The organism is Neisseria sp. P0008.S002 (assembly GCF_051962805.1).
Lineage (GTDB): Bacteria > Pseudomonadota > Gammaproteobacteria > Burkholderiales > Neisseriaceae > Neisseria > Neisseria perflava.
Map to the genome: position 1 here is coordinate 45,539 of NZ_JBQCUY010000004.1, position 26,603 is coordinate 72,141.

General features: G+C 51.3%; 31 protein-coding genes. 9 read left to right on the forward strand and 22 right to left on the reverse strand.

Going from position 1 to position 26,603, the window contains the following annotated elements; translation table 11 throughout:
* A complete protein-coding gene (locus tag ACTHSA_RS05345; RefSeq protein WP_070624948.1) occupies positions 1-1,104 on the reverse strand; it encodes a Stealth CR1 domain-containing protein in 1,104 nt (367 codons plus the stop codon).
* Between the two features lie 118 nt (positions 1,105-1,222).
* On the opposite strand from ACTHSA_RS05345, the gene ACTHSA_RS05350 reads away from it, so the two are divergent.
* The 6 genes from ACTHSA_RS05350 (at position 1,223) to ACTHSA_RS05375 (ending at position 7,906) form a co-directional block, all read left to right on the forward strand.
* Entirely contained in the window at positions 1,223-2,401 is a 1,179-nt protein-coding gene (locus tag ACTHSA_RS05350; protein WP_070624950.1) for a polysaccharide biosynthesis/export family protein, read from the forward strand.
* An 11-nt stretch (positions 2,402-2,412) separates the two neighbouring features.
* A complete protein-coding gene (locus tag ACTHSA_RS05355; RefSeq protein ID WP_036492193.1) occupies positions 2,413-3,582 on the forward strand; it encodes a capsule biosynthesis protein in 1,170 nt (389 codons plus the stop codon).
* Positions 3,582-4,379, forward strand: a complete 798-nt coding sequence (locus ACTHSA_RS05360; RefSeq protein ID WP_004519071.1) for an ABC transporter permease — start codon at positions 3,582-3,584, stop codon at positions 4,377-4,379. Before ACTHSA_RS05355 ends, ACTHSA_RS05360 begins: the two co-directional genes overlap by 1 nt.
* A complete protein-coding gene (locus ACTHSA_RS05365) occupies positions 4,376-5,026 on the forward strand; it encodes an ABC transporter ATP-binding protein (RefSeq protein ID WP_036492188.1) in 651 nt (216 codons plus the stop codon). Before ACTHSA_RS05360 ends, ACTHSA_RS05365 begins: the two co-directional genes overlap by 4 nt.
* 64 nt (positions 5,027-5,090) lie before the next feature.
* Positions 5,091-7,364: a Tex family protein gene (locus ACTHSA_RS05370; RefSeq protein WP_049335794.1), complete on the forward strand. Its 2,274-nt coding sequence runs from the start codon at positions 5,091-5,093 to the stop codon at positions 7,362-7,364.
* A gap of 200 nt (positions 7,365-7,564) precedes the next feature.
* Positions 7,565-7,906, forward strand: a complete 342-nt coding sequence (locus ACTHSA_RS05375; RefSeq protein ID WP_049335795.1) for a hypothetical protein — start codon at positions 7,565-7,567, stop codon at positions 7,904-7,906.
* A 57-nt stretch (positions 7,907-7,963) separates the two neighbouring features.
* Here ACTHSA_RS05375 and ACTHSA_RS05380 read toward each other — a convergent pair whose 3' ends face one another.
* The gene (locus ACTHSA_RS05380) at positions 7,964-8,854 is read right to left on the reverse strand and encodes a LysR family transcriptional regulator (protein ID WP_049335797.1); all 891 of its coding nucleotides are present in this window, start codon (positions 8,852-8,854) and stop codon (positions 7,964-7,966) included.
* A gap of 127 nt (positions 8,855-8,981) precedes the next feature.
* On the opposite strand from ACTHSA_RS05380, the gene ACTHSA_RS05385 reads away from it, so the two are divergent.
* Together ACTHSA_RS05385 and ACTHSA_RS05390 are read left to right on the forward strand one after the other, a co-directional pair.
* Positions 8,982-9,377: a DoxX family protein gene (locus tag ACTHSA_RS05385; protein WP_049335799.1), complete on the forward strand. Its 396-nt coding sequence runs from the start codon at positions 8,982-8,984 to the stop codon at positions 9,375-9,377.
* 15 nt (positions 9,378-9,392) lie between these two features.
* Positions 9,393-9,998, forward strand: a complete 606-nt coding sequence (locus tag ACTHSA_RS05390; protein ID WP_049335801.1) for a nitroreductase family protein — start codon at positions 9,393-9,395, stop codon at positions 9,996-9,998.
* 112 nt (positions 9,999-10,110) lie between these two features.
* Here the strand turns inward: ACTHSA_RS05390 and cysS are convergent, their stop codons facing one another.
* The 15 genes from cysS to rpmE form a co-directional block, all read right to left on the reverse strand.
* Complete coding sequence (cysS, locus tag ACTHSA_RS05395) at positions 10,111-11,532, reverse strand: cysteine--tRNA ligase (RefSeq protein ID WP_070624952.1); 1,422 nt, start codon at positions 11,530-11,532, stop codon at positions 10,111-10,113.
* Between the two features lie 33 nt (positions 11,533-11,565).
* Positions 11,566-12,009, reverse strand: coding sequence for a YDG/SRA domain-containing protein (locus ACTHSA_RS05400; RefSeq protein ID WP_070624954.1), 444 nt, complete (start codon positions 12,007-12,009; stop codon positions 11,566-11,568).
* Between the two features lie 39 nt (positions 12,010-12,048).
* On the reverse strand, positions 12,049-13,203 hold the full coding sequence (gene obgE / locus ACTHSA_RS05405) for a GTPase ObgE (protein WP_108699895.1): 1,155 nt from the start codon (positions 13,201-13,203) through the stop codon (positions 12,049-12,051).
* Between the two features lie 143 nt (positions 13,204-13,346).
* The gene (locus tag ACTHSA_RS05410) at positions 13,347-13,835 is read right to left on the reverse strand and encodes a peroxiredoxin family protein (RefSeq protein WP_101755758.1); all 489 of its coding nucleotides are present in this window, start codon (positions 13,833-13,835) and stop codon (positions 13,347-13,349) included.
* The gene (locus ACTHSA_RS05415; RefSeq protein WP_440367783.1) at positions 13,832-14,215 is read right to left on the reverse strand and encodes an acyl-CoA thioesterase; all 384 of its coding nucleotides are present in this window, start codon (positions 14,213-14,215) and stop codon (positions 13,832-13,834) included. Before ACTHSA_RS05415 ends, ACTHSA_RS05410 begins: the two co-directional genes overlap by 4 nt.
* Positions 14,215-14,577 (reverse strand): hypothetical protein, encoded by a 363-nt coding sequence (locus ACTHSA_RS05420; protein WP_003681812.1) that lies wholly within the window; start codon positions 14,575-14,577, stop codon positions 14,215-14,217. Before ACTHSA_RS05420 ends, ACTHSA_RS05415 begins: the two co-directional genes overlap by 1 nt.
* A gap of 114 nt (positions 14,578-14,691) precedes the next feature.
* Entirely contained in the window at positions 14,692-15,519 is an 828-nt protein-coding gene (locus ACTHSA_RS05425) for an MlaA family lipoprotein (protein WP_440367785.1), read from the reverse strand.
* Complete coding sequence (locus tag ACTHSA_RS05430) at positions 15,516-15,794, reverse strand: STAS domain-containing protein (protein WP_036493932.1); 279 nt, start codon at positions 15,792-15,794, stop codon at positions 15,516-15,518. The genes ACTHSA_RS05425 and ACTHSA_RS05430 overlap by 4 nt, the downstream gene beginning before the upstream one ends.
* A gap of 63 nt (positions 15,795-15,857) precedes the next feature.
* Positions 15,858-16,448, reverse strand: coding sequence for an MlaC/ttg2D family ABC transporter substrate-binding protein (locus tag ACTHSA_RS05435; protein WP_003681817.1), 591 nt, complete (start codon positions 16,446-16,448; stop codon positions 15,858-15,860).
* A gap of 32 nt (positions 16,449-16,480) precedes the next feature.
* On the reverse strand, positions 16,481-16,975 hold the full coding sequence (gene mlaD / locus ACTHSA_RS05440) for an outer membrane lipid asymmetry maintenance protein MlaD (protein WP_049329454.1): 495 nt from the start codon (positions 16,973-16,975) through the stop codon (positions 16,481-16,483).
* A 49-nt stretch (positions 16,976-17,024) separates the two neighbouring features.
* Positions 17,025-17,801, reverse strand: a complete 777-nt coding sequence (gene mlaE / locus ACTHSA_RS05445) for a lipid asymmetry maintenance ABC transporter permease subunit MlaE (protein WP_003683792.1) — start codon at positions 17,799-17,801, stop codon at positions 17,025-17,027.
* A gap of 65 nt (positions 17,802-17,866) precedes the next feature.
* On the reverse strand, positions 17,867-18,667 hold the full coding sequence (locus ACTHSA_RS05450) for an ABC transporter ATP-binding protein (RefSeq protein ID WP_049323595.1): 801 nt from the start codon (positions 18,665-18,667) through the stop codon (positions 17,867-17,869).
* A 222-nt stretch (positions 18,668-18,889) separates the two neighbouring features.
* A complete protein-coding gene (locus ACTHSA_RS05455) occupies positions 18,890-19,777 on the reverse strand; it encodes a hypothetical protein (RefSeq protein WP_070587951.1) in 888 nt (295 codons plus the stop codon).
* A gap of 149 nt (positions 19,778-19,926) precedes the next feature.
* Positions 19,927-21,585, reverse strand: a complete 1,659-nt coding sequence (locus tag ACTHSA_RS05460) for an ArnT family glycosyltransferase (protein WP_070504185.1) — start codon at positions 21,583-21,585, stop codon at positions 19,927-19,929.
* A 235-nt stretch (positions 21,586-21,820) separates the two neighbouring features.
* Positions 21,821-22,036 carry a 50S ribosomal protein L31 gene (gene rpmE / locus ACTHSA_RS05465; RefSeq protein ID WP_003681847.1) on the reverse strand — a complete coding sequence of 72 codons (216 nt, stop codon included), beginning with the start codon at positions 22,034-22,036 and terminating at the stop codon, positions 21,821-21,823.
* 281 nt (positions 22,037-22,317) lie between these two features.
* Here rpmE and ACTHSA_RS05470 point away from each other — a divergent pair, with 281 nt between their 5' ends.
* Entirely contained in the window at positions 22,318-22,851 is a 534-nt protein-coding gene (locus ACTHSA_RS05470; protein WP_004519047.1) for an acyltransferase, read from the forward strand.
* 61 nt (positions 22,852-22,912) lie between these two features.
* Here ACTHSA_RS05470 and ACTHSA_RS05475 read toward each other — a convergent pair whose 3' ends face one another.
* From ACTHSA_RS05475 to ACTHSA_RS05495, 5 genes are all read right to left on the reverse strand, one after another.
* Positions 22,913-23,368, reverse strand: a complete 456-nt coding sequence (locus ACTHSA_RS05475; protein WP_039861878.1) for a four-helix bundle copper-binding protein — start codon at positions 23,366-23,368, stop codon at positions 22,913-22,915.
* Positions 23,369-23,583: 215 nt separating this feature from the next.
* Positions 23,584-24,393, reverse strand: coding sequence for an amino acid ABC transporter substrate-binding protein (locus tag ACTHSA_RS05480; protein WP_440378837.1), 810 nt, complete (start codon positions 24,391-24,393; stop codon positions 23,584-23,586).
* 120 nt (positions 24,394-24,513) lie between these two features.
* Positions 24,514-25,245, reverse strand: a complete 732-nt coding sequence (locus ACTHSA_RS05485) for an amino acid ABC transporter ATP-binding protein (RefSeq protein ID WP_004519043.1) — start codon at positions 25,243-25,245, stop codon at positions 24,514-24,516.
* A gap of 1 nt (position 25,246) precedes the next feature.
* Entirely contained in the window at positions 25,247-25,915 is a 669-nt protein-coding gene (locus ACTHSA_RS05490; protein ID WP_004519042.1) for an amino acid ABC transporter permease, read from the reverse strand.
* Positions 25,905-26,564, reverse strand: a complete 660-nt coding sequence (locus ACTHSA_RS05495; protein ID WP_003748035.1) for an amino acid ABC transporter permease — start codon at positions 26,562-26,564, stop codon at positions 25,905-25,907. The genes ACTHSA_RS05490 and ACTHSA_RS05495 overlap by 11 nt, the downstream gene beginning before the upstream one ends.
* Positions 26,565-26,603 lie beyond the last annotated feature (39 nt).

Genomic DNA, 26,603 nt, shown 5'->3' on the forward strand with positions numbered 1-26,603 from the left:
TTATTTGGTTTTGAAGTAATTTTCCAGCATTTGAATCAGTTTGTCCTGGTAGTTTTCAATCTGTTGCTGGCTGTGAAAATCGTTGGCACAAAAAGAGTGTGGCTGCCGCCCATTTTTTTTATTTTCCAAGAGCTTGATATATTGGGCAGGCGCTTTGTTGGAGCGGATATTAAAATAATAACATATTTCATTACCTACTGTAGATTTCCTGTTTAAAAACATCAGCCAAGGTACGAGGAAGGTGGCAAGATTGAGATCGTGGTTAGAACGGAAACGGTTGGATAAAAAGGCTTCAATCTCAGTTCGGTAGTGCTGCCAAGCAAATTGAAAGCTGCTTTTATTTAGTGGGATATAGGTGTGTACTAACGGACGGTCGATGTGGCAGTCGTAGTGCTGTTGTAATAGTGCGATGCAGTTTTTTGAGGCGGAAAGAGTGGGTGTGTCAGTTCCTCTTTCGGACATTTGTTTTAGGCTTTTGTCTGCAATAAAAAGAGAGGCAATGCCGTTGGCGTGAAAAAAATGTTCCTTCGGTAATGGTCGGGCAACAAATACATCATCGTTAAAATAGATGAAGTGTTCATTTAGATTGGGAATGTTGTGCAGGTGTGCTTCGATTACATGCGAATTGAAGGTGGGCAGGTATTGCGAGTCAATGATTTGACTGTGATCTATTATGCTGACGTTGGGATAGTCGGCAGGATTGAGCCAGTCGGGGCGTTGGTTGTCGGTAATGATGTAGATATGGTTTACCCACGGCAGGAAGGTGCGCACGCTGTGAAGTGAATAGTAAAGTTCGTTGTGGTTGCTGAAACGGGCTTCGTCATTATTGTGGAGTGCGTTTTGTTCGGCAGTAGGGCTATATTGGCGCCGACGTTGCTGCCATTCGGAATCTTGGTTATTTACCCATGTGAAAACGACATCAACTTTAATAGGGGGAAGGTTGATACTATTTTCAAGTTCGGCTAAATACAGGGTGTTGTCGATAATGACCGGTTCGTCAGACTCTGTTGTACGCTGTTCGGCGTTGCGGACAGGGTATCTTTTGTTGAGATAGTCGCGGAAGAATACACCTGGTTGTCGAATCAGTTTTTTAAGTTTTCTCATGACGGTATTCACTGTAATGTGATGTTTTTGATACTTATGTCAGGTTTTCAGACGGCCTAATATTTCATCAGGTGTTATAATGGTCGTGCTTAATTAAAAGTATAGTGAGATTTAATCAATGTTGAAAGCAGAATGTCTTACCCGCAGGGGCATGTTATTGTTGTGTGTCAGCCTGTTGGCCGCATGCTCTTCTCTTCCTAATTCTGGTCCGAGTACGCGAAATGTTGTTGCTTTGGGGCAACAGCCGGCTACGGCCGAAGTGCCGGAGGTGGAATTGATTGATGTGAATGGTGCGGTGGCTCAGTCACTATATCAAGCGCAAGTTAATCAGTCATTTGCTCAGTTGGGCGATGGTACATCATCAATAGGGGCTATCAATATAGGCGATGTGCTGGACATTACGATTTGGGAAGCTCCTCCGGCTGTGTTGTTCGGTGGGGCTCTGTCGTCTACCGGTTCGGGTAATGCGCAGCAAACGAAGCTGCCTGAACAGATGGTCAGCTCTGCAGGTACGATTTCTGTGCCGTTTATTGGCGATGTGTCTGTCCTTGGTAAAACACCGGTTCAGGTGCAAAACATTATTAAAGGCCGTCTGAAAAAAATGGCAAACCAGCCGCAGGTAATGGTGCGCATGGTGCAAAACAATGCGGCGAATGTATCGGTTATCCGCGCGGGTAACAGTGTGCGTATGCCTTTGACGGCTGCAGGCGAGCGTGTGTTGGATGCGGTGGCTGCCGTGGGCGGTTCGACTGCGAATGTTCAGGATACGAACGTACAGCTGACACGTGGCAATGTTGTCAGAACGATTGCTTTGGAAGACTTGGTGGCGCATCCGCGTCAAAATATTTTGTTGCGCCGCGGTGATGTAGTCACAATGATTACTAATCCAAGCACGTTTACGTCTATGGGTGCGGTCGGTCATACGCAGCAGATTGGTTTCTCTGTGAAGGGCTTATCTTTGGCTGAGGCTGTGGGACGTATGGGCGGTCTGCAGGATTATAGTGCAGATGCGCGCGGCGTATTTGTATTCCGTTATGCGCCTTTGTCCGAGCTGCCTCCTGAGAAACAATCTAAATGGGTTGAAAAGGGTTATGGCGATCGTGCGGAGATTCCTGTGGTCTACCGTTTGAACCTGGCAGATGCGAATTCTATGTTTTGGATGCAGCGTTTCCCTGTGAAGGATAAGGACGTGGTGTACGTATCGAATGCACCGATGGCCGAAGTACGCAAGTTCTTGTCATTTGTGTTCTCGCCTGTGGTTAGCGGTGCGAACAGTATTAATAATTTAGTGAACTGATGGGGAAAATAATGTCTGAGCAAGTTTCTGCAAATGTGGATGTGAAACCGGAACAACCGGCTCCCGAAAAGAAAAAGGCCAAAAAGTCTTGGTTGCGTAAGATTAATCCGTTGCTTTGGGTAACGGTTATCGTGCCGACTTTGTGTTCCGGTGTGTATTACGGACTATTTGCTTCTGATCAGTTCACATCCCAGTCCAGCTTTGTGGTGCGTTCTCCTAAAAGCCAATCGTCTTTGAACGGCTTGGGCGCTATTTTGCAGGGGTCTGGTTTCTCTCGTGCGCAAGACGATATTTATACCGTGCAGGAATATATGCAGTCGCGTTCGGCTTTGGACGCGTTGCGTAAGAAAATGCCCGTTCGTGATTTTTATGAAAAAGAAGGCGACATTTTCAGCCGTTTTAATGGTTTTGGCCTGCGTGGCGAGGATGAAGCGTTTTATCAATACTACCGCGATAAGGTATCCATCCATTTTGACTCTGTCTCAGGCATTTCTAATTTGAGCGTTACATCTTTCAATGCCGGTGAATCTCAAAAGATCAATGATGCTTTGCTCAAACAGGGTGAGGTATTGATCAACCAGCTGAACGAACGTGCGCGTCAGGATACGATTCGTTATGCTCAGGAAGTGGTCAATTCGGCTGAAGAGAAAGTTAAAGAAGCTTCGGCTCAATTGACAAAATTCCGTGTGTCCAACGGTATTTTTGACTTGAAGGCGCAATCCGATGTGCAAATGGGTTTGGTATCCAAATTGCAGGACGAGTTGATTGTCATTCAAACTCAGCTTGACCAGGTAAAAGCCGTTACGCCTGAAAACCCGCAAATTCCAGGTTTGATTGCGCGTGAAAAGAGCTTGCGTAAAGAAATCTCGCAACAAATGAAAGCGATTTCCGGCGGTGGCGAGGGTTCGTTGTCCAATCAGGCGGCGGAATATCAGCGCGTGTATTTGGAAAACGAATTGGCTGAGAAACAATTGGCTGCAGCGATGACTTCTTTGGAAAGTGCGAAAGCGGAAGCAGATCGTCAGCAATTGTATTTGGAAGTGATTTCCCAGCCGAACAAACCTGACTTGGCGCATGAACCAAACCGTCTGTACAACATTGTGGCAACGTTTGTCATCGGTTTGATTGTCTATGGCATTGCCGTGTTGCTGTCTGCAAGTATCCGTGAGCATAAAAACTGATGAAAGAGCTACATAAAACATCGTTTTTGGAGTCGCTGCTTATCCAAAAAAGGGTAATCGGCGCGCTCTTAATGCGTGAAATTATTACTCGCTACGGTCGTAATAACATTGGTTTTTTGTGGTTATTTGTCGAACCTTTGCTGCTGACTTTGGTTATGGTGTTGATGTGGAAGTTTTTCCGCATGCACAACGTGTCGGCTTTGAATATCGTGGCTTTCACGCTGACAGGCTATCCGATGATGATGATGTGGCGTAATGCCTCTAATCGCGCCATCGGTTCGATTGCGGCCAACACAAGCCTGCTGTATCACCGAAATGTACGTGTTTTAGATACCATTTTTGCGCGTATGTTGTTGGAGATTGCCGGTGCCACCATTGCGCAGGTTGTGATTATGGCTGCATTGGTCGTCATCGGCTGGATTGATGTACCGGCAGATATTTTCTATATGTTGTTGGCTTGGCTTTTGATGGCAATGTTTGCCGTTGGATTGGGGCTGGTCATCTGTTCGGTGGCGTTTCACTTTGAGCCGTTTGGCAAAGTTTGGAGTACCATCAGTTTTGTGATGATGCCTTTGTCCGGCGTGTTTTTCTTCGTACACAACCTGCCTCAGCAGTTGCAACACTATGTGCTGATGCTTCCGATGGTGCATGGTACAGAAATGTTCCGTGCCGGATATTTTGGTAACAGCGTTACGACTTACGAAAATCCTTGGTATATTTTGTTGTGTAATTTAGTTTTGCTGCTGCTTGGTTTGGCGATGGTGGCGAGATTCAGCAAAGGGGTTGAGCCGCAATGATTTCAGTTGAACACGTTTCCAAACGCTATCTGACCCGCCAAGGTTGGCGGACAGTCTTGCACGATATCAACTTCAAAATGGAGAAGGGCGAGAAAATCGGTATTCTCGGCCGCAACGGTGCAGGTAAATCGACGCTCATCCGTTTGATCAGTGGCGTTGAGCCGCCGACCACGGGTGAAATCAAGCGGACGATGAGTATTTCTTGGCCTTTGGCATTCTCCGGTGCGTTTCAAGGCAGCCTGACCGGTATGGACAATTTGCGTTTCATCTGCCGGATTTACAATGTCGATATCGATTATGTGAAGAACTTTACCGAAGAGTTTTCCGAGCTAGGGCAATATCTTTACGAGCCGGTTAAGCGTTATTCTTCAGGTATGAAGGCGCGTTTGGCATTTGCTTTGTCGTTGGCGGTAGAGTTTGATTGCTATCTGATTGACGAAGTGATTGCGGTTGGCGACTCGCGCTTTGCCGATAAATGTAAGTACGAGTTGTTTGAAAAGCGCAAAGACCGTTCCATCATTTTGGTGTCGCACAGCCACAGCGCCATGAAGCAATATTGCGATAATGCGATGGTGCTGGAAAAAGGGCATATGCACCAGTTTGAAGATATGGACAAAGCCTACGAATATTATAATTCGCTGCCTTAAAGCGATTGTTTTTTAAATCAGGCCGTCTGAAATTTCAGACGGCCTGTCCGTTGGAATTCTATTGATGAACATTACTCAAATCCTCTCCCAAGAACTCTCCGCCACTGCCGCGCAAATCAATGCTGCGATTGAGCTTTTAGATGATGGCGCAACCGTACCTTTTATCGCGCGTTACCGTAAAGAAGCTACAGGCGGGCTAGATGATACGCAGCTGCGCCAGCTTGCCGAGCGGTTGCAATATCTGCGCGAATTGGAAGAGCGCAAAACCGTTGTTTTAAAAAGCATTGAAGAGCAAGGCAAGCTTTCAGACGACCTCAGGGCGCAAATTGAAGCCGTCGACAACAAAACCGCGCTGGAAGACCTGTATCTGCCCTACAAACCCAAACGCCGCACCAAAGCGCAAATCGCACGCGAACACGGTTTGCAGCCGCTGGCGGACGTGTTGCTTGCTGAGCAGCCGCAGGATGTTGAAGCCGCCGCACAGGACTACCTGAACGAAAACGTCCCTGACGTAAAAGCCGCGTTGGACGGCGCGCGCGCGATTCTGATGGAGCAGTTTGCCGAAGACGCAGAACTCATCGGCACGCTGCGCGATAAGTTGTGGAACGAAGCCGAAATCCACGCGCAAGTCGTTGAAGGCAAAGAAACCGAAGGCGAAAAATTCAGTGATTATTTCAACCACCGCGAACCCGTCCGCACCATGCCCAGCCACCGCGCGCTGGCGGTTTTGCGCGGCCGCAACGAAGGCATTTTGAACATCGCGCTCAAATACCAGCCCGACGACACGCCGATTACGCAGCGAAGCGAATACGAGCAAATCATCGCCCGCCGTTTCAAGGTTTCAGACGGCCACAAATGGCTGCGTGATACCGTGCGCCTGACTTGGCGCGCAAAAATCTTTTTGTCGTTGGAACTTGAAGCCCTAGGCCGTCTGAAAGAAGCCGCCGACACCGACGCGATTACCGTGTTCGCCCGCAATCTCAAAGACTTGCTGCTCGCCGCGCCCGCCGGACGGCTGACCACGCTGGGTCTCGACCCCGGCTACCGCAACGGCGTGAAATGCGCCGTAGTGGACGACACGGGCAAGCTGTTGGATACCGTCATCGTCTATTTGCATCAAGAAAACAATATGTTGGCAACGTTGTCGCGCCTGATTAAACAACACGGCGTGAAACTTATCGCCATCGGCAACGGCACCGCCAGCCGCGAAACCGACAAAATCGCGGGCGAACTGGTGGGCGGAATGCCGGAAATGGGGCTGCACAAAATCGTCGTTTCCGAAGCCGGCGCGTCGATTTATTCCGCGTCCGAACTGGCGGCGCGCGAGTTCCCCGACTTGGACGTTTCCCTGCGCGGCGCGGTGTCCATCGCCCGCAGGCTGCAAGACCCGCTCGCCGAGTTGGTCAAAATCGACCCCAAATCCATCGGCGTGGGGCAGTATCAGCACGACGTGAACCAAAGCCAGCTCGCCAAATCGCTGGACGCGGTGGTCGAAGACTGCGTGAACGCCGTCGGCGTGGACGTGAACACCGCCTCCGCCCCGCTCTTGGCGCGAATTTCCGGCTTAAATCAAACCCTTGCCCAAAACATCGTCGCCTACCGCGATGAAAACGGCGCGTTCGACAGCCGCAAAAAATTGCTGAAAGTACCGCGTTTGGGCGAAAAAACCTTCGAGCAGGCGGCAGGCTTTTTGCGGATTAACGGTGGCAAAGAGCCGTTGGACGCGAGCGCCGTCCACCCCGAAGCCTATCCTGTTGTCGCCAAAATGCTGGCGCAACAAGGCATTACCGCCGCCGAACTCATCGGCAACCGCGAGCGCGTGAAGCAAATCAAAGCCTCCGACTTCACCGACGAACGCTTCGGCCTGCCGACCATTCTGGACATCCTGTCCGAGCTTGAAAAACCCGGTCGCGACCCGCGCGGCGAGTTTCAGACGGCCTCATTCGCCGAAGGCATCCACGAAATCAGCGACTTGCAAGTCGGCATGATACTTGAAGGCGTGGTCTCCAACGTCGCCAACTTCGGCGCGTTCGTGGATATCGGCGTCCATCAAGACGGTTTGGTGCACATCTCCGCCCTGTCCAATAAATTTGTTCAAGACCCGCGCGAAGTCGTGAAAGCCGGAGATGTGGTGAAAGTGAAAGTGCTGGAAGTCGATGCTGCGCGTAAACGCATTGCACTCACCATGCGTTTGGATGACGAACCGGGCGGCACAGTCAAAGGCAACAGGCCGTCTGAAACCCGACATCAAGAACGCCGCGACCGCAAACCCCAACGCAACGACCGCGCCCCAACCAATTCGGCAATGGCGGATGCGTTTGCGAAGTTGAAGCGGTAAGGTAGAAAACCAATTGAAGGCCGTCTGAAAAGTGATGTTCAGACGGCCTTTATCGTATGAGGCGAATTAGATAATTAGTGGAATGGATATACTGATGCGCCCATTGAATGTTAACGATACATTTTGTAGTAGGCACATGCAAACAAGCGTATAGTTCCAAATATCACAAACCCATCATCACAACCTTAGGAGTTCAAACCATGAAACCTGTTTTGTTTGCCGTGCTGATTTCCTGTTTCTCCGTTGCTGCGTATGCAGCCTGTACCGACAGCCAGCAGCAGTGCGTGATTTATAAAAACGGCAATGTTGCGACAGAAGGCGGCTGTACGGTCAGTAAGTGCCAAAGTGCCGATGCGCAAGTGTTGAAATGGAAGCTGAAAAACGGCAAAGGCGTAACCGTGGAAATCGGAAAAAACGGTAAGGTTTTGGTGAACAAGAAACCGGGTGCGAAAGCGAACAACAGTAATGCGTCAGGCATGGGTTTGACATGCTATGCCGCCGATGCGGACAAACGCGAACAGTTCTGCTCGACCAATTATTGATTGGATTGTTGCTTTGATTAAAGGCCGTCTGAAAAGTGTTTCAGACGGCCTTGATGTTTATCTTTCCGATATTTTTTCATTGAGAAAGTCGATAAAGCTGCGTACTTTCGCACTGAGAAATGCCCTGTCGACATAGGTGGCGTTCAGTTGGTCTGTCCAGATGGTGTAATCGGGCAGAAGTTGGATCAATGTACCATCCTTCAATTCCTGCTGAACTGCCCAAAGGGGCTGATAGCCTATGCCTGCGCCTGCTTTAATCAGCTCGCGTATCATCAGTGTGTTGTCGCTGCGGATAACCGGGGAGAGATGGAGAATGGCTTTTTCTCCGGTAATGCGGTGGGTAATCTCCCAGTTTTGTTGACTGGTATAGGAAGGCAGGATGGCTTGATGCTGCATGACGGCTTCGGGCGTATCGGGTGTGCCGTGTCGGGCCAGATAGTCGGGAGCGGCAAGCAGGACGAACTCGATTTTGGCCAGCGGTTTGACGATCAGCGAAGGGGAGGGGGTTTTGGAAACGCGTAAGGCGAGGTCGAAACCTTCGGCAATGAGGTCGATATGGCGGTTGTCGAGGACGAGGTCAAGCGTGACTTTGGGATAACGCTGGCGGTATTCTGCTAGCCATGCGCTCATATTGCCACCTGCAAACCATAGGGGCATGGTAACGCGCAACATACCTTGCGGCGTGTCGGTACCGCCTGCCGCTTTTTGGGCAGCGGTGTCCAAGGTATCCAGCGCGTAGCTGCACTGGCGGTAGTATTCTTCGCCTGCTTCGGTCAGATGAAGGTTGCGGCTGTTGCGGTGTAAGAGCTTGGCTTGAATGGTGTTTTCCAGATGGCTGACGTGTTTGCTGGCCATGGCGGTGGAGATATCGAGCTGATCGGCGGCACGGGTAAAGCTGCCGCTTTGAACAACTTGGCGGAAAACTTTTAGGCTAAATAGGGTATCCATTATTTCTTATTAGGAAACGTTGTATCAATAATTCGAGTATATATCTCTTACTGGGAATTATCTATACTGCACTTATTGAAATTGCTCCATACCTCTTCAGGTAGCCATTAAAATAAGGATTATTAAGATGTCAGCCCTCAAATCATTCCAACCTGTTGTATTGTCTGTCTTGCGTATTGTTGCGGCGTATCTGTTTTTGCTGCATGGTACGGCCAAGTTTTTCAGTTTTCCGATGTCTATGGGCGGTGCGCCCGAAGGCTTGATGCTGGTGGCCGGTGTTTTGGAAATTGTCGGTGGTATCTTATTGATATTGGGCCTGTTTACGCGTCCGGCCGCGTTTGTTTTGTCCGGTCAGATGGCAGCCGCCTACTTTATGGCCCACGCGTCTTCTGGTAATGTTTTGTTCCCATTGGCCAACCATGGCGAATCTGCCGTTTTGTTCTGCTTCGTGTTCCTGTATCTGGCAGTAGTCGGTGGCGGAGCGTGGGCTTTGGATAACGCTTTTGGTAAAGATAAAGATTAATTTAAGGAAAAGATCATGACTTATTCTGTTTTGCAACAAGCTGCTGAAACCCGTCGTTCTATCTATGCATTGAGCAACACCCTGCCTCTGTCCAATGAGGAAGTAACCAAAATCATCGAACACGCCGTTTTGCATACGCCGTCTTCTTTCAATTCGCAATCTGCCCGAGTGGTCGTATTGTTTGGCGAAGAACATGCCAAAGTGTGGCATTTTGTTGAAGAAGCTTTGCGTGCAATTGTTCCTGCCGAGCAGTTTGAAGCCACTGCGCAAAAACTGAACTTGTTTAAAGCAGGCGCGGCGACAGTTTTGTTCTTTGAAGATCAAGATGTTGTCAAAGGCTTGCAAGAGCAGTTCCCATCTTATGCGGCCAACTTCCCGATCTGGGCGGATCAGGCAAATGCCATGGTTCAATATGCTGTGTGGACAACATTGGCGGCTGCCGGTATCGGCGCCAATCTACAACACTACAATCCACTGCCTGATGCGGCCATTGCCAAAGAATGGAACTTGCCGGAAAGCTGGTTGTTGCGTGCGCAAATGGTGATTGGCGGTATCGCGGCTTCAGCCGGTGAAAAAGCCTTCCAACCAATCGAAGGCCGTCTGAAAGTATTTGGCGCATAAGTGAAATGATGTGTTAAACAAAGGGCGCGATGTTTGCGCCCTTTTTGAAATAACAAAATTAAAAAGGCCGTCTGAAAACAGTTTCAGACGGCCTTTTATCTATGCCATAAAATCAACCGCGGCGCCAAGTCGTACCGCCGGCGTTGTCTTCCAGAATGATTTTGTGTTCGTTCAGAAGGTCGCGGATACGGTCGGATTCCGCCCAGTTTTTATCCGCACGTGCCTGTTTGCGGCGGGCGATCAAATCGTCGATTTCCTCGTTGGACAGGCCGTCTGAAACCGCGCCGCCTTGCAGAAACTCGGTCGGATCACGTTGCAGCAGGCCGATGATGCCACCCAAAGCTTTCAGGCAGCCGGCGAGGTGCGCATCATTGGTTTTGTTCACTTCGCCTGCCAGCTCAAACAACACGGCAACCGCTTCGACCGTACCGAAATCGTCGTTCATGGCGGCGTAGAAGCGGCGGGTGTAGTCATTGGCGTTTTCAGATAAATCAAACTCAGCCGCTGGTGTGTTTTTCAACGTGGTGTACAGACGGGTCAGCGCGCCTTTTGCGTCGTCTAAATGCGCGTCGGAGTAGTTCAACGGGCTGCGGTAGTGGGCGCGCAGGATGAAGAAACGCACGACTTCGGGATCGTATTGTTTCAACACTTCGCGGATGGTGAAGAAGTTGCCCAGCGATTTGGACATTTTTTCGCCGTCCACGCGGATAAAGCCGTTGTGCAGCCAGTATTTGACGTGGCTGGAGATGCTTCGACCGTGGTGGGTTTGCGCGTGGTCGTGGCCGCAGGTATGTCCTGTCGCGCCGACACTTTGGGCGATTTCGTTTTCGTGGTGCGGGAACTGCAAGTCCGCACCGCCGCCGTGGATATCGAAAGTATCGCCGAACAGGTTTTCACTCATGGCAGAGCATTCAATATGCCAACCCGGACGGCCGTTACCCCAAGGGCTTTCCCATGCAGGTTCGCCTGCTTTGGCCGCTTTCCACAATACAAAATCAAGCGGATCGCGTTTGAAACCGTCCACTTCCACACGTTCGCCTGCGCGCAGGTCATCCAGCGATTTGCCCGATAATTGGCCGTAAGCGGAAAACTCTCGCACGGCGTAATAAACGTCGCCATTTGCGGCAGGATATGCCTTGCCGTTTTGAATCAAGGTTTCAATCATGGCAATCATTTGCGGGATATTTTCCGTTGCCTTTGGCTCGATGTCGGGACGCAACACACCCAAAGCATCTGCATCTTCATGCATGGCCTGAATGAAACGCGCGGTCAGCTCGCCGATGGTTTCGCCGTTTTCAGCCGCACGGGCAATGATTTTGTCGTCGATGTCGGTAATATTGCGCACATAAGTGAGCGGATAACCGCACTTGCGCAGCCAGCGGGCAATCATGTCGAACACAACCATCACACGGGCATGGCCTAAGTGGCAATAGTCGTAAACGGTCATGCCGCAAACGTACATACGCACGTTTTTAGGGTCGATGGGGGCAAAGGGTTCTTTTTGACGGGTAAGGGTGTTGTAGATGGTGGTCATGGAATTTTCAAAATTTGTATAAACTGGGGTAAATTATTTGGATTTTTTGTGCAAGCAAAATTCAAATACGTTTCGTTCTGGGCCATTATTAGTTGCATGTGCTTTTTTAACTATATAAGGCTGATGCTCATCTAATGTAAATTCACCGATGTATCGGACATGAGCATTTAGTGTGTCATTAGCAAAAACACGGATGGCTTTTCCTGTCTGTTTATGTTCCAAGAGAGCTTTATTCCCATTGATCATACGCTGATCACCACGTTGTCCTTCGCCACAATAAAACAGGGTGGTTCCCTTCTCATCCCAGCGATCATAATAGCCGTGGTCTTCGCCTTTTTCTGGGTGAGTAAAGAGGAAGATATTGGGCGTTTTTGCCGAAGCAGCAATGCCACTTTGTCTATTGCCACCGTATTGGTCATGTAATTCTGAACGTTTAATAATATCGTTTTCTTGTAAAGAAAAAGAGTTGGAAGACATGCGACTCTCCATTTTATTAAAAAGGCCGTCTGAAATTTTTTACTCCGGCTTAAATACGCCTGTATCCGTTTTAGGCTGCTGCTCGGCAATTTCGGCTTTTGCCGCAGCCTGCTCCGCTTCGGCTTTTTCAGTTTCGATGCGTTTTTTCTCGGTTAGGTATTGGTTGATTTGGTGTACCAATTCCTGTGTGCCTTGATGGGTCAGGGCGCTGATTTGGAAGAGGCGCGGGGTTTCCATGTCGAATTGGAAGCGGTCGTCTGGTTTGGGGTAATCCCAGCCGATGGCTTCGAGGAAGGAGGCGGTGCGTGCTTGGGCTTCTTCTTCGTCGAGCATGTCGAGTTTGTTCAGCACCAGCCAGCGCGGTTTGCCGTAAAGTTCTTCATCGTATTTGCGCAATTCGTTGATGATGGCTAGGGCTTCTTCAGCAGGGTTGACGGTTTCGTCGAAGGGCGCCAAATCGACGACGTGCAACAGCAGGCCGGTGCGCGATAGGTGTTTGAGAAAGCGGTGGCCGAGGCCTGCACCTTCTGCCGCGCCTTCAATCAGGCCGGGGATATCGGCCATGACAAAGCTGTGGTTTTCGTCGATGCGCACGACGCCTAAATTCGGATGCAGGGTGGTAAAGGGGTAGTTGGCGATTTTGGGGCGTGCGGCGGATACGGCGGTAATCAGGGTGGATTTACCGGCGTTGGGCATGCCTAACAAGCCGACGTCGGCGAGGACTTTAAGCTCGAGTTGCAGGGAACGGGTTTCGCCTTCTTCGCCGGGCGTGGATTGTTTGGGCGCGCGGTTGACGGAGGATTTGAAGTGGATGTTGCCCAAGCCGCCTTTGCCGCCTTTGGCGAGGCAGACGCGCTGGCCGTGGTGAGTGAGGTCGGCAACGATTTCGTCTGTATCGAGGTCGCGGATAAGGGTGCCGACGGGCATTTTGAGGACGATGTCGTCCGCACCTGCGCCATAGCGGTCGGAGCCGTGGCCTTTTTCGCCGTTTTTGGCTTGGTAGCGTTTGACGAAGCGGTATTCGACGAGGGTGTTGGTGTTTTCGTCGGCTTCTGCCCAAACGCTGCCGCCTTTGCCGCCGTCGCCGCCGTCAGGGCCGCCGCGGGGTACGAATTTTTCGCGGCGGAAACTGGTTGCGCCATTACCGCCTTTGCCTGCGGCGACTTCGATTTTTGCTTCGTCGATAAATTTCATGATGTTCTCTTATGGGTATTCGGTTGTTTCAGACGGCCTTTGTTAATAGAGGAGCTTGGTATCTGAACGGATAAAATGTTGCTTATTATAAAGGATATTTCGGTTTTAGGCCGTCTGAAATATGGTTTCAGACGGCCTTGGATTTATTGGGCGAGGGCTTGGTCGATTTCTTGGTAGAGTTGGGTGAAATTGGGTTCGCCAACGTAGGTTTTAAGGATGTTGCCGTTTTTGTCGATCAGGACGGAAGTCGGGTAAACCTGTGTACCAAAGGCTTTTGCGGCAGTTTTGTCGGCATCGTACATGACGGTGAAGGGAAGGCCGTATTCTTTGACGTACTGATGGACGCTTTCGATAGGATCGATGGGCTGGGCAATGCCGAGGACTTGGAAATTTTTGCCTTGATAGTCTTGGGCGGTTTTGATGATTTTAGGCATCTCGCTCACGCAGCCGGGGCAGGAGGGAAACCAGAAGTTAATGAGGGTAACTTTGTCTTTCAAATCGGCGTTGGTAATGGTTTTGCCTTGCAGGTCGGGCAGGGCGAAATCAGGGGCGGCTTTGTTGCTGGGGATAAGGACGAAGGTAAGAAGCGCGCCAATCGTGGCAATGACAAGGAGTGTGAGTATTTTTTTCATGATTCGAGGTTTTGAATTGCGTATGCTAAGGTTTGGGGAACGCTGATGCTGTGGCCGCTTTCGCTGCTGACGGGCATAAGGGTAACTTCGGCTTCGATGGCAGCTTTGCCGTTGGGCAGGGTTGCGGTTTGGCTGAGGATGATGTGGCGTGTGCCGATGTCTTTCAGACGGCCTGTGAAGGTTAAAACATCGCCTTCAAGCGACGGGCGGCGATAGCGGATATCGACGCGTGCAACAACGAGCATGATGCCTTCGAGTTCGGACAGAAGGTCATGCTCTTGAAAAAACGTCCAGCGTGCTTCTTCGAGAAATTCGAGATAGCGCGCATTGTTGACGTGGCCGTAGCCGTCGAGGTGGTAGTTGCGGACGGTCAGTTTCATCAGTTGAGATTGATGGGTTGGAACTCTTCGCGTGCGATTGGTTCGTGTTCGAGGTCGGTAATCACGGTGGAGAGTTGGATGTCGAACCATTCGTTGAAAATGTCGGCGTCCAAATCCGGCCATTCGCTTTCGTCTTCGCACCAGTCGGCCAATTCAGCAGCAAAAATGTCTTCAAAGCGCGCTTCGATTTCGTCCCATACTTCGTCGGCGGTTTCGCACGGGCGAACGAGGTAGGAATTGGCATCGGCTTGGATATCTTCAAGCGTTAGGCCGTCTAGGTGATTGCCGGGCAGGGATTTCAGCCAGTTCCAAAAAGGATCGAGGGGGATGAGCAGGAAGACGCTGCGGTTGACTTCGTACATGGTGTTTTCCTTGGTTTCTGTATAGTTGAATGATATAGCAAAGGTGGTGGACTGGCTATCTTTTGGGGGATAAAGGCCGTCTGAATTTCAGACGGCCTTTATTTTTGGGAACAATCAGAGGTTTTCTGATGGTGTTTGATACAGGGTTTGGGGATTGGCTGTATTGGGAATTTCTGCCGGAGCGGTTTGAGGGGCTGTTACCGGTTCGGAAGTGGCATTGCTGTCCACTAAGTCATCAATGTCGATGTTGTCGTCTTCGCTTTGAGGGAGCGTGCCGCCGGTTTGTTGGGTGCGGACTTTCATGTAAAGGTCGCGTGTGTAGCTGTATTTGTCGATGGCTGCGCCTTCGAGGCTGTCGGTCAGGTCGAGCAGTTCTTTACGGGTGTTGATGGCTTGCAGGCCGGTTGTGCCCCAGCGTCCTGCTCTGGTGTGGAAGACGGCGTTTTTAACCGGATAGAAAGTGGTGACGGCGTTGCCGACGGTATCGCGTACGGTAGACGGGCCGAGTAGGGGGACGACGAAGTAGTTGCTGTTTTTCCAGCCCCATGAGGCGAAGGTGTCGCCGAGGGTGTTTTTATTGCTGGGTACGCCGCCTGCACCGGCTATGTCGATTAAACCGCCCAGGCCGAAGGTGGTGTTGATGCCGACGCGGACGAGGTCTTCGCTAGCGCGTTTGACGTCAAGGCGCAGAACGTTGCTGCCAAAGCTGACGACATCGCGCAGGTTGTTGAAGAAGTTGCTTACACCGGTACGCACCGGTTTGGGCGTTACTTTGCGATAACCGCGTGCGACAGGAGAAAGGACGTATTTGTCTGCTTTGTCGTTGAACTTGGAAACGGTACGGTTGTAGCCTTCGTAAGGGTCGGCCGGATTGCGTTCGGCAAGTGCGGGAGCAGAGGCAAGGCTGATGAGGAGGCAGAGGGAAGCGGTGGTTTTTTTCATGATTGCAACCAGTCTTTGATTTCGTAAAGTTCGGCCAGTGCGCGGACGGAATCGGGAATGTTTTGAATGGTCGGTTTTTTGTCTGTCCGGCGCAGAGCGTTGAGCAGCAGGGAAACGCAGGCGGAATCTGCTTTGCCTACTTGGCTGAAGTCTATGCTGTCTGTTTCTTTCAGACGGCATTGTTGTTCGTAGCGCGCAAAGGCGGAGGCAGTCAGGGTTTTGACGGTAACGTCGCCGCTGATGTAGAGCGTGCCGTTGCGGATTTCTGTTTGCATGGTGTCTTTATGATGTAAGGCACCATGCCGTCTGAACATCAGGCGGCATGGTGCGGGGGTGGATTATTTACCGCCGTTTTTGGCTTTCAAATCGGCAATCAGGCCGTCGATGCCTTTGGCTTTGATGGTTTCGCCGAATTGGTTGCGGTATACGGTAACCAAGCTTGCGCCTTCTACTGCGACATTATATGCGCGGTATTTGCTGCCGCTTTGGTAGGTGGTGAAGTCCATGTTGACCGGTTTTTGGCCGGAAACGTTGATTTCGGCGCGGACGACGATTTCTTTACCGCCTTTGTTTACGACCGGGTTGTCTTTGATGTTGACCTTGGCGTTTTTGAATTTCAGCATGGTGCCGGAGTAGGTGCGGATCAGCAGGGTTTGGAACTCTTTAGTCAACGCTTGTTTTTGTGCGTCAGTTGCAGTACGCCATGGGTTGCCGACGGCCAAAGCTGTCATGCGTTGGAAGTCGAAGTAAGGGATGGCGTAGGCTTCAGCTTTTTGGCGTGCAGTGTTGGCATCGCCGCTGTTGAGGATTTTCAGCACTTGAACGGAGTTTTCACGGACTTGGTTGACTGCGTCGGCAGGAGAGGCAAATGCCATGCTGATGCTCAATACGCCGATGCTCAATGCGCTGATGAAGGAAGTTTTTTTCATGGGAGTGTCCTGAATATTGGGTTGATATGTGTTTATTGTTTGTTTTGACCGGCAGATTCACTGTCTGCGTTTTTTTCGGCAAAGCTGGTCATGAATTTGCCGATAAGGTTTTCCAAAACCATGGCGGAGCTGGTGACGGTAATGGTGTCGCCTGCCGCCAAAGAATCAGTATCGCCGCCTTGTTGCAGGCCGATGTATTGTTCGCCCAACAAGCCTGAAGTCAGGATTTGTGCGGAAACGTCGCTGCTGAACTGATATTGACTGTCCAGATTGAGGGCAACTTTTGCCTGATAGGATTTAGGGTCGAGCTGAATGGATGCAACGCGGCCCACCAGTACGCCTGCGGATTTGACCGGGGCGTTGGTTTTCAAGCCGCCGATGTCGCTGAAATCGGCATAGACGGTGTAGGTTTGTGATGATTTGCCGAACGATTGTCCGCCGGCGGCACGGAAGGCGAGAAAGCCGATAGCGGCTGCGCCCAGTAAGACAAACAGTCCTACCCAAAATTCCAAAGCATTTTTTTTCATGTGCTATTGTCCTTGTTTCATTCTTTTTAAGTGTCGTTTCAGACGGCCTTTAGTCGGTAAACATCCATGCGGTCAACATGAAGTCGACGGCGAGGATAGTCAGGGCGGAAGACACTACGGTGCGTGTACTGGCGCGCAAAATACCTTCGGAAGTCGGTACGCAGTGGAAGCCCTGATGTACGGCGATCAGCGTAACGGCTACACCGAAGGCGGCGGATTTGATTAAGCCGTTGAGTACGTCGTAATGGAAGGTAATGTTGTTTTGCATTTGCGACCAGAAAATACCGCCATCCAAACCCAGCCATTCGACGCCGACCAAATACGCGCCGTAAATGCCGGCAACATTGAAAATTGATGCCAACAAAGGCATGGAAAACACACCCGCCCAAAAGCGCGGCGCAACCACGCGTGCCACAGGGTCGACCGCCATCACGTTCATTGCTTCAAGCTGCTCAGTGGTTTTCATTAAGCCGATTTCGCTGGTCATGGCACCGCCCGCGCTGCTGGCAAACAGAATCGCCGCCAATACGGGACCTAATTCGCGCAACAGGGAAGCGGCAACCATATAGCCCAAAATATCGGCGGATTTGAATTTTGCCAGCTGCGTATAGCCTTGCAAGCCCAATACCATGCCGACAAACAGGCCGGAGACGGCAACAATCAGGACAGACAACACGCCTGCAAAGTAAACCTGGCGGATGCTCAGGCGCGGGCGGGCAAACGCCGTACCTGATTTGGCCAGGATCTGCAGGAAAAACAGCGTAATGCTGCCCAGCGATTGGATGAAGCCGAGGGTTTTTGCCCCGACGGAACGGATAAAATTCATAGGTTTCAGTTGATTGGTTAAATGGTTTTCAGACGGCCTTGTTTAAGTTTCAGGCCGTCTGAACATCAGCCCAGCAAGTCTTGTTTTAAAGTCGTTTGCGCCGGATAGCGGTAGGCGACGGGGCCGTCTGCCAAACCGCCGACAAACTGGCGTACCCAAGGCGAGTCGAGTTCGCGCATTTCTTCGGGCGATCCGGAGAACATGATTTCGCCGTGTGCCAGGAAAATGACTTGATCGACGATTTCCAGTGATTTTTCGATGTCGTGCGTTACCATTACGCTGGTGGAGCGCAGGGCTTTGTTGGCGCGGCTGATGAGGTGGGCGATGACGCCCAGTGAAATCGGGTCGAGGCCGGTGAAAGGCTCGTCGTACAACATGATTTCAGGGTCGAGCGCAATCGTACGCGCGAGGGCAACGCGGCGCGACATACCGCCGGAAAGCTCGGAAGGCATCAGGTTTTCAACACCGCGCAAACCGACTGCATTCAGTTTCAACACCACCAAATCGCGGATGACCGCTTCGGGCAAATCCGTCAGTTCGCGCATGGGGAAGGCGATGTTGTCGAAGACGGATAAGTCGGTGAACAATGCGCCGTGTTGGAACAAAACGCCCATGCGGCGGCGGTGTTCGTACAGCTCCTGCGCTGAAAATGCGGCCAAATCACGCCCTTCAATCAGCACTTTACCCGATTGCGGGTGGATTTGACCCGTAATCAGGCGCATCAGCGTGGTTTTACCGCTACCCGAACCACCCATTACGGCGGCGAAATTGCCTTGTGGAATGCTGAAGTTGATGTTGTTCAGAATAGGACGGTCGCCATATGCGAAGGCAACGTCTTTCATTTCGATGAAGGGTGTGGAACTCATGCAGGAGAGAGGTGTCGAAAAATGTATTTTAATTACGGGTATTGTAAAGGGTATTGGATATTCGGGCAATTTTCAGACGGCCTGCGCTTAGGAATAACGGGTAAAAACGTGTGAAAGAATGCAGAAGCGTTGGTGGTGCGGTCGTTTTGTCGCGTGTTGTGTCAAACATACAGACAGCTGTGTAGGTATATAAAGAGGCGGGCAAACATACCCGCCTTGTTTTTAATATTTCTGCAAACCTTCCACCTTGATTTCTTTGGCATTGGCATTGATGAAGGCTTGAGTTGCTTTCATTGTGGCTTGGATGCGCGGATCGTTCCAGCGCACGATTTGGTTGTTTTCATCGCGCTTGTCCGACCAGATAATCACTCCGTCGGTGTATTTTTTGCTGATTTCGAGCATTTTGCGCCAGCGGACGGGGTTGATGAATTGCTTGAAATAAGGGCTGTTGGTGGCCGAATAATATTGCGGCCAGATGTAGCCGATGATTTTTTTGTTGGGAAAGCGTTGGTGGATGTCGTCAACGGCGGTTTTCACGTCTTTTTCCCATTGCACCAAATCGGGGGAAGTGATGTAGAACACAGGATTGGCATAGTCGCTGATGGCGGCGGTGGGCGCACGACGTTTGCTGACTTGCCGCCATTTGGCCAAGATGGCTTCGTTGTCAACGTTGGGGCGGTAGTGGCGGATGCCGTGCAAATGTTCGGAGGGCATGCCGTAGTTGCTGATGAAGGCGCGCGGGTTTTCTTCTCTGAAGATTTGGTACATCCGCGCAAAGTCGGTTCTTAATTCGTCGGGGGTCAGCAGCTGGCCGTCTTTTTCGGCAAACCAGCTTTCGATGTCGGTGGAAATGGTGCGGTAGCCTTCGCGGCGCGATTGTTTGGCCAATTCACGAATGCGCGCTTCGTTGAGTACGCCGTGTTTGCGTTTGCCCGTCGGATCGGGTTTGACCAGCTCGCTTTCGTAAACCAAGAACACTTTGGAGAGTTTGTCGGCAGTCAGGTCAGGTTTGCCGACATAGTCCATGCGGTCGTAGATGATGAAATCTTTGGCATGGGCGGAGAGGGCGGTCAATAAGAGGACGAGGGGCAAAAGGCGGTTGGGTTTCATGTTTTTAGGTAGATTAAGGGAAAAGGGCCATTGTACGGGAAGCGGTGTTAAAGTGAGTCAAAGGCCGTCTGAAAGGATAAAAGTTCTTTCAGACGGCCTTTTATTTGAATGTAGCAGGAATATTCAGCTTTATGGCTAGTGTCACAGATTTATTGCGCTGAAGTTTTCTCCAAGAATAGGAAAGTCTCGGCTTTGTTGCGCGGTCTTGCGCCTTGCCACAAGGTTTGCCAGCCCGAAGGTACGCCGATGTTGGCGGCTTGGCGGATGAGGTGGTAGCGGCAGGTCGGGTTGTCGGTCGTGGTTTTAATATGGCTGTATTGTGTCCACGCGATTCGTGTGCGCTGGTCTTGGCTGTCGATGCTGATACATTCGAGGCCGTCTGAAAGCTGCTGTTTCAATTCGGAAGAAAGCGCGGCTTCCATTTGGTGTACTACCGGCGCATGGCTTTTGGCGGCGTTGAGCCACGGTAAAAACAGGGTCATCAGCAAAGCCCAAGCCAAGGTAACGCCGGCCGCCCAGTTGGTCACGGCTTGGCGGCCTCGGATGTTTTTACGCGTAATCGCCCAGAGCCATAACGGGGTAAACAGTAGGGCGACGGCCATCGGAATCGGGTCGATGTCGAGGATGTAATACGGGCTGAAATAGGCGGCGCGTTCGGCCAGTTTGGCAGGCCAGCCGTAGTTCATGGCGAAGAAGCCCAGCCACAGGAAGACGGCAATCAAACCGAATGCCATGATGCCGAACCAGTTGATAAATGCCGCCGCACCGCGACGCAGGCCGTCCAGTTGTGCCGCGCCGAGCAGGGCGAGCGGCGGCAGCAGCCAAACGAGGTTGTCTTGCAGGCGTTGAGGATTGATGGCGAGCAGGGCTGTCATGATAACCAGCCACGACAGGCTCAGAATGCCCCAATTTTTATCGTGGATACGCGTGCGGCTGAGCGTCCATGCTGCCAGCGGCCAGGCAGGCAGGGCAAACCACAGCAGGTTTTTCAGATAATAGGGCAGGTTGAAGGCCGTCTGAATCTGATGGAAACCGCCGAATACGCCTAAGGAATAATGGTTGAACCAAATATCAAACCATTCGGGATTGGTTTTTGATAAAACCAGCGGATACAGAATCAGCAGGGGCAGGGAAACGACGATGGCGCCAATCAGGGTCAGCAGATAGCGTTTGCTTTGCCAAGTAGAATGGAACGACAGGGCAAGTGCTAAAAACATCATGACCGCGGTCAGCAGATAGCCTGATGAGAGGGAGAGTAAAACCCAGCCGCTGCACAACAGCAAAATGGCGATAATGACGCGGCGGCGTGCCAGTGAGAAGCCGCATAGAATCAATCCAAATGCTGCAAAAGCGGCCGACATGGGATTGAGGAAGTGGGCGATGGGCAGCAAACCGATGCTGCCGATAAGGATCAAGACAACGCTGCGGCCATGGTGTCTGCCGAGAAAGTTGAAACCGGCAAAACCGCAGGCGGTCAGTCCGATGGCGGTGAATACCACACCGGCAAAACGCGCGGCATCATAGGTATCGGCCGCCCAAGGCGAAAACAGGGTTTGGAATGCGGTTGCCGCCCACAAAAAAGCAGGGGAGATGGTGAAATCGGGTTGGCCGAAGATTTGTGCAACCAGCAGGCTGCCGCCGTTTTTCATGGATTCGGAGGCGGTAAAGAGGGAGGGTTCGGCAGGGTTCCACAAGTCATGCGAGAACACGCCCGGCCACAGCCAGGAAAAGGCCATCAGCAGCAGAAGCCATGGTTTTTCATGGGTTTTTTGGGGGCGGCGCGGATCGGGCGGTGTGTAAGTCAGCATGGAAGGTCAAAAAACGGTTGGTTTGAATAGCAATGGTACAGGGTTTGACGGGTTTGCGCGATATGCCGGACCGGAGAGCTTTGTAAAATAATGCTTACGGCTCGTTTTTATCGGGTGTTTGGAATGATATGGCATTAGGTTGACGACAAAAAGCTCAGGCCGTCTGAAAGAAATATTTCAGACGGCCTGAATGCAAAAAAGACTGCACGAAGCAGTCTTTTTGACAAAGCGGCAATTAGCGTTTGAACAGGTTGCCGAATTTGTTGTTGAATTTGTCCACACGACCGGTAGTGTCGACGATTTTTTGAGTACCGGTGTAGAAAGGGTGGCACAGAGAGCAAACCTCAACGTTGAAGCTGTCTTTTTCCATTGCGGATTTGGTCACGAATTTGTTGCCGCAAGAGCAGGTAACGTTGATTTCGTGGTAGTTCGGGTGAATACCTTGTTTCATTTGATTTCCTTTCGATTAAGCGGGCACAGGGGTTTTGCCTGTACTTCAGTTAAGCGTGGAATTTTCGCTATTTTTGGCTGTTTCGTCAAGAGGATATTTTGTATGCAGGGCAGTTTCGCAACAGGCGAGAACAGTTTAGAATAGAGTTTCAAACCAAATGTTGTGTAATCGGGCTGTAATCTAACTGAAAAGAGGATGTAAAACCTCCTCTAGATGTGAAACTTTAAGAAGAATAATAGTCTGAATAATATTTACGCTTGTACGAACAGGAGACGGAATCAATGTGGAAAAGGATATTGACGTGCATTTTGCGTGTTTGGGGAGGAATGTTGCCTCCGTCTTATTGCAAACCATTCGGCAGAATTGCGCAAAAATTCCGTGCTGCTTTGGCTGCGTGCATTTCTCCAAACATCGGTAAAAACGTCAATATTGAAAAAGGCGGATACGTCTTTCCGGATACGGTAGTCGGCGATAATTCGGGTATCGGCGTAAACTGCGAAATCTGCCGCGGTTTGACCCTCGGCAAGAACGTGATGATGGGGCCGGAATGCCTGTTTTATTCGACCAACCACAAATTCAACCCTGAAACCCGCCGCTTTGAAGGCTATACGGACATCCGCCCGATTGTGATTGAAGACGATGTCTGGATTGGTAGACGTGCGATTATCATGGGCGGTGTTACCATCGGTAAGGGCGCGGTAATCGGCGCAGGTTCGGTGGTTACTAAAGATGTGCCGCCTTATTGCGTGGCTGCGGGCAATCCTGCGATTGTTCGGAAAAATCTGCTCGATGAGCAAGAGCTTGCAGCCGAATAGCGTAAACAAAATAGCAAAATAAAAGGCCGTCTGAAATTCAGACGGCCTTTTTTAATATTGATTAAGCGGCAATTTTTTCGCATTCTTTAATGCAAGCCAAGCAAGACTCGTAGCAGGCTTTGCATTCAGCGTGGTGGCCGGCGTGTTCTTTGCAGGAGGCAGAACATTGTTTGCAGGCTTCGATGCACACTTTTGCCAAAGACGGAGTCAGGCGTGAATTTTGGGCAGCGAGGTTTTGCAAGGTGCCGCACAGTGCCAACATTTGATTGACGCCGGCTGCGCAGTCTTTCATGGAGGTATCGCCTTCGCTCAACAGGGCGATGCAGTGCGCCAGGCAGATTTGGCCGGCTTCAACGCAATGTGCGGCTGCTTTGCGCGCAGCTTCGTAGGCGCGCGGTGCAGAGTGCGCGTGACCAGCATGACCGGCGTGGTGTGCATGGTCGTGAGCACGGGCAAAAGAAGCGGCGGCGGTGAGAGAGACAGCAGCGGCGCTGCCGATAAATTGACGACGGTTCATCATAGTTTCCTTTTTGCTTTGTAGAAATATCGGACGAATTATTTCATCCGTTATTAAAAGGTTATCATGTTATTCGTTTTTAAACAACAGGCCGTCTGAAGGTATCGATAACACGTTCAGACGGCCTGTTGTTAGATATGATATTTGTTTAAATTAATCACAAATCGGATGGCTGAAATACGGGAAAGTGACTTTTTGCCGAGAAAATAGTCGGTTTATTCCGCCAACAATTCTTCCGGTTTGACTTTCTCGCCATACACAGGCAAGAGGGTTTTTTCATAGGCGGCTTTCAGACGGCCGTCTTTTTTCATGGCGGCGATTTCGCCGTTGACCCAGTTCAGGAGGTCGGTGTTGCCTTTTTGAACAGCCGGGGCGATGAATTCGGCAGGGCCGAGGTTGCCGATGGCGACTTCAAAATTCGGGTTTTCTTTTGCCCATGCCCACAACAAGGCGTTGTCGTGGGCGAGTGCTACGCCGCGGCCGTCTTTCAGTGCGTCGAAGGTTTCGGTATTTTGGTCGAATTTCAGCAGTTTGACTTCAGGATGGTTTTTGGTGAAGAAGGCGTCGGCGGTAGTGCCTTTATTGACCAGAAGGGTTTGGTCTTTCAATTGCGCAACGTCGGTAATCGGTTTGTCTTTGGGGGAAACTACGCCCAAGGCCACTTTCATGTAAGGATCGGCGAAATCGACGGCTTCGGTGCGTTCGGGTGTTTTGGTGAAGTTAGCGAGGATGAGGTCGACTTTGCCGGAACGGACGTATTCGACGCGGTTTGCGGCCTCGGTCAGGACGAATTCGACTTTGTCGGGGCTGCCGAGCAGGTCTTTGGCCAGGTCTTTGGCGATTTCAACGTCAAAGCCTTGGTTTTTACCGTTGGCGTCAACATAGCCGAACGGAGGCTTGTCGCCGAATACACCGATACGGATGACGCCTTTTTCTTTGATGGAGGCAACGGTTGCCGCGCCGCTGCTTTGTGAAGATTGGGCATCGCCGGAGCCGCCTCCGCAAGCAGTCAGGCCGACGGCGATGGCGGCGGAGGCGAGGAGGGCTTTGAATTAGGCATTCAATTGCATGAGTGTTTCCTTTTCAAATGTTTGGTTGAAAGTGGAGGCCGTCTGAAAAAGGGTTCGGATGGCCTGAAAATAAAATCAGTAGTCCATGCCTGCCAAGAATTGGCGGGCGCGTTCGCTTTTGGGGGCGGAGAAGAAGGTTTCGGGGTCGGACGATTCGACGATGCGGCCTTTGTCCATGAAGACGATGCGATCGGCAACTTTGCGGGCAAACCCCATTTCATGGGTTACGATGAGCATGCTCATGCCTTCATGAGCGAGTTCTAAAACCACTTCCAAGACTTCGCGCACCATTTCGGGGTCGAGTGCGGCGGTGATTTCGTCCAGCAGGATGACTTCCGGATTCAGGCACAGGGCGCGGACAATGGCGATGCGTTGTTTCTGGCCGCCGGAGAGTTCGCGCGGATAGGCGTTTTTGCGGTCGAGCAGGCCGACGCGTTCCAACAGTTTGTCGGCTTGTGCCTCTGCTTCGGTACGGTTGCGGTTTTGTACTTTCACCGGGCCTAAGAGGATGTTTTCGATGACGGTCATGTGGGCAAACAGTTCATAGCTTTGAAAGACCATGCCGACTTTTTGCCGGGCGGTTTGCCAGGAAACGTCTTTGCCGAATTCGCCGACTCCATCCATCACGATGCTGCCGCCTTGGTGCGGCTCCAAACCGTTTACGCAGCGCAGGAGGGTGGATTTGCCGCAGCCGGACGGGCCCAGCAGTACGATGACTTCGCCTTTTTCCAAGTCCAAGTCTAAGGATTGAATGGCGGTTACGTTGCCGTATTGTTTGTGCAGGTTGCGGATGCTCAGTAAAGCCATGTCAGTGTTCCCATTTTTGTTCAAGTTTTGCCGCCAGCAGCGACAGCGGCCAGCAACAGAAGAAATACAGCATAAAAATCAGGCCGTAAACCCAAAATGAAGCATTGGGTTGCGTCAGCAGCGAGTTTTCGATGATTTGCTGACCGACTTTGACGACTTCGATGACGCCGATAAGGGAGGCAAGCGAGCTGGTTTTGATCATGCGCGTAAACAGATTGACGGCGCCGGGCAATACGCGGCGGATGCTTTGCGGCAGCTCGATGTAGCGGAATACCTGCCCGCGGCTCAAGCCGAGTGCCAGGCCTGATTCGACCTGGTGTTTTTCAATCGATTCCAATGCGCCGCGGACCAAATCGCCCATTTCGGCGATGCCCCACATGGTAAATACCCAGACGCAGACCCAAAATCCGTCGATGTGGATGCCTGTCCAGACGGATAGGCCGAAATACAGGCCGAACAGCCACACCAAAATCGGTACGATTCGGATGGTTTCGAGATAAAACCGTCCGATAAAGCGGATGAGCTGGTTGCGCGAACGTAAAACCAAGCCGAACAGCGTACCCAATACGCAGGAGGCGGCAACGGAGACCAGGGAAATCTGCGCCGTCAGCAACAAGCCTTCGCCCAAGCGTGCCGCGTTTTGTCCTTCAAACAGCCAGTCAAACACCATATTTTGCACTCCGTACGCGGTTTTCTGCCCAGCGCGCCAGAAGCGAAACGGGCAGAAGGATGATCAGGTAGCTGGCAAACAGCAGGAACAAGGCTTCGTTGGTTTTGTAGTCCATGCCGATGATGTCTTTGGTAACGAACAACAATTCTGCAATGCCGACCGCGCTGACGATAGATGTTTCTTTCATCAAAAACAATACGTTTGCGCCGATGGCGGGAACGGCGACCGCCCATGCCTGAGGCAATTCGACATAGCGGAACACTTGAAAGCGGCTCAAACCGATGGCCTTGCCCGCTTCGATCTGTCCTTTGGGGACGGCCAAAATACCGGCGCGGATGGCTTCCGCCATATAGCTTGCGCCCAAGAAAACCAGTGCGATCACGCCGCAGGTGAAACCGTCCCATTTAATGCCCATTTTCGGCAGGCCGTAATACAGGAAAAACAATTGGATCAGCAGGGGCGTATTGCGCGACAGCTCGATATAGGCGCGTGCCAATGCGTAGAAGGGGCGGATGCGGTATGCCGTAACCACGGCAACGGGCAGGCCGAACAGCAACGACAAAACGACGCCATATACCGACAATTCCAGCGTCAGCTTTGCCGCATCGACAAATTTAGGGATGGCATCGATCAGATAAGACCAGTTCATCAGAGTCAGACAATCAGCATGATAAAGGCAGTATTTTAA

Excerpts from the sequence above, each read along its gene's own strand:
- ACTHSA_RS05495 (WP_003748035.1), bottom strand. The coding sequence starts at position 26,564 with ATGAACTGGTCTTATCTGATCGATGCCATCCCTAAATTTGTCGATGCG.
- rpmE (WP_003681847.1), bottom strand. The coding sequence starts at position 22,036 with ATGAAACAAGGTATTCACCCGAACTACCACGAAATCAACGTTACCTGC.
- ACTHSA_RS05360 (WP_004519071.1), top strand. The coding sequence starts at position 3,582 with ATGAAAGAGCTACATAAAACATCGTTTTTGGAGTCGCTGCTTATCCAA.
- ACTHSA_RS05460 (WP_070504185.1), bottom strand. The coding sequence starts at position 21,585 with ATGCTGACTTACACACCGCCCGATCCGCGCCGCCCCCAAAAAACCCAT.
- ACTHSA_RS05430 (WP_036493932.1), bottom strand. The coding sequence starts at position 15,794 with ATGCAAACAGAAATCCGCAACGGCACGCTCTACATCAGCGGCGACGTT.
- ACTHSA_RS05490 (WP_004519042.1), bottom strand. The coding sequence starts at position 25,915 with ATGGTGTTTGACTGGCTGTTTGAAGGACAAAACGCGGCACGCTTGGGC.
- mlaD (WP_049329454.1), bottom strand. The coding sequence starts at position 16,975 with ATGAAAAAAAATGCTTTGGAATTTTGGGTAGGACTGTTTGTCTTACTG.
- ACTHSA_RS05455 (WP_070587951.1), bottom strand. The coding sequence starts at position 19,777 with ATGAAACCCAACCGCCTTTTGCCCCTCGTCCTCTTATTGACCGCCCTC.
- ACTHSA_RS05350 (WP_070624950.1), top strand. The coding sequence starts at position 1,223 with ATGTTGAAAGCAGAATGTCTTACCCGCAGGGGCATGTTATTGTTGTGT.
- ACTHSA_RS05385 (WP_049335799.1), top strand. The coding sequence starts at position 8,982 with ATGTCAGCCCTCAAATCATTCCAACCTGTTGTATTGTCTGTCTTGCGT.
- ACTHSA_RS05370 (WP_049335794.1), top strand. The coding sequence starts at position 5,091 with ATGAACATTACTCAAATCCTCTCCCAAGAACTCTCCGCCACTGCCGCG.
- ACTHSA_RS05390 (WP_049335801.1), top strand. The coding sequence starts at position 9,393 with ATGACTTATTCTGTTTTGCAACAAGCTGCTGAAACCCGTCGTTCTATC.
- ACTHSA_RS05450 (WP_049323595.1), bottom strand. The coding sequence starts at position 18,667 with ATGAGTTCCACACCCTTCATCGAAATGAAAGACGTTGCCTTCGCATAT.
- mlaE (WP_003683792.1), bottom strand. The coding sequence starts at position 17,801 with ATGAATTTTATCCGTTCCGTCGGGGCAAAAACCCTCGGCTTCATCCAA.
- ACTHSA_RS05410 (WP_101755758.1), bottom strand. The coding sequence starts at position 13,835 with ATGAAAAAAATACTCACACTCCTTGTCATTGCCACGATTGGCGCGCTT.
- ACTHSA_RS05375 (WP_049335795.1), top strand. The coding sequence starts at position 7,565 with ATGAAACCTGTTTTGTTTGCCGTGCTGATTTCCTGTTTCTCCGTTGCT.
- cysS (WP_070624952.1), bottom strand. The coding sequence starts at position 11,532 with ATGACCACCATCTACAACACCCTTACCCGTCAAAAAGAACCCTTTGCC.
- ACTHSA_RS05420 (WP_003681812.1), bottom strand. The coding sequence starts at position 14,577 with ATGTACGAAGTCAACCGCAGCGTCTTCCTGCTCATCCCCCTCGATCCT.
- ACTHSA_RS05475 (WP_039861878.1), bottom strand. The coding sequence starts at position 23,368 with ATGAACCGTCGTCAATTTATCGGCAGCGCCGCTGCTGTCTCTCTCACC.
- ACTHSA_RS05365 (WP_036492188.1), top strand. The coding sequence starts at position 4,376 with ATGATTTCAGTTGAACACGTTTCCAAACGCTATCTGACCCGCCAAGGT.
- ACTHSA_RS05435 (WP_003681817.1), bottom strand. The coding sequence starts at position 16,448 with ATGAAAAAAACTTCCTTCATCAGCGCATTGAGCATCGGCGTATTGAGC.
- ACTHSA_RS05345 (WP_070624948.1), bottom strand. The coding sequence starts at position 1,104 with ATGAGAAAACTTAAAAAACTGATTCGACAACCAGGTGTATTCTTCCGC.
- ACTHSA_RS05355 (WP_036492193.1), top strand. The coding sequence starts at position 2,413 with ATGTCTGAGCAAGTTTCTGCAAATGTGGATGTGAAACCGGAACAACCG.
- ACTHSA_RS05380 (WP_049335797.1), bottom strand. The coding sequence starts at position 8,854 with ATGGATACCCTATTTAGCCTAAAAGTTTTCCGCCAAGTTGTTCAAAGC.
- ACTHSA_RS05425 (WP_440367785.1), bottom strand. The coding sequence starts at position 15,519 with ATGAAAAAAACCACCGCTTCCCTCTGCCTCCTCATCAGCCTTGCCTCT.
- ACTHSA_RS05415 (WP_440367783.1), bottom strand. The coding sequence starts at position 14,215 with ATGAAACTGACCGTCCGCAACTACCACCTCGACGGCTACGGCCACGTC.
- obgE (WP_108699895.1), bottom strand. The coding sequence starts at position 13,203 with ATGAAATTTATCGACGAAGCAAAAATCGAAGTCGCCGCAGGCAAAGGC.
- ACTHSA_RS05485 (WP_004519043.1), bottom strand. The coding sequence starts at position 25,245 with ATGGCTTTACTGAGCATCCGCAACCTGCACAAACAATACGGCAACGTA.
- ACTHSA_RS05470 (WP_004519047.1), top strand. The coding sequence starts at position 22,318 with ATGTGGAAAAGGATATTGACGTGCATTTTGCGTGTTTGGGGAGGAATG.
- ACTHSA_RS05400 (WP_070624954.1), bottom strand. The coding sequence starts at position 12,009 with ATGTCTTCCAACTCTTTTTCTTTACAAGAAAACGATATTATTAAACGT.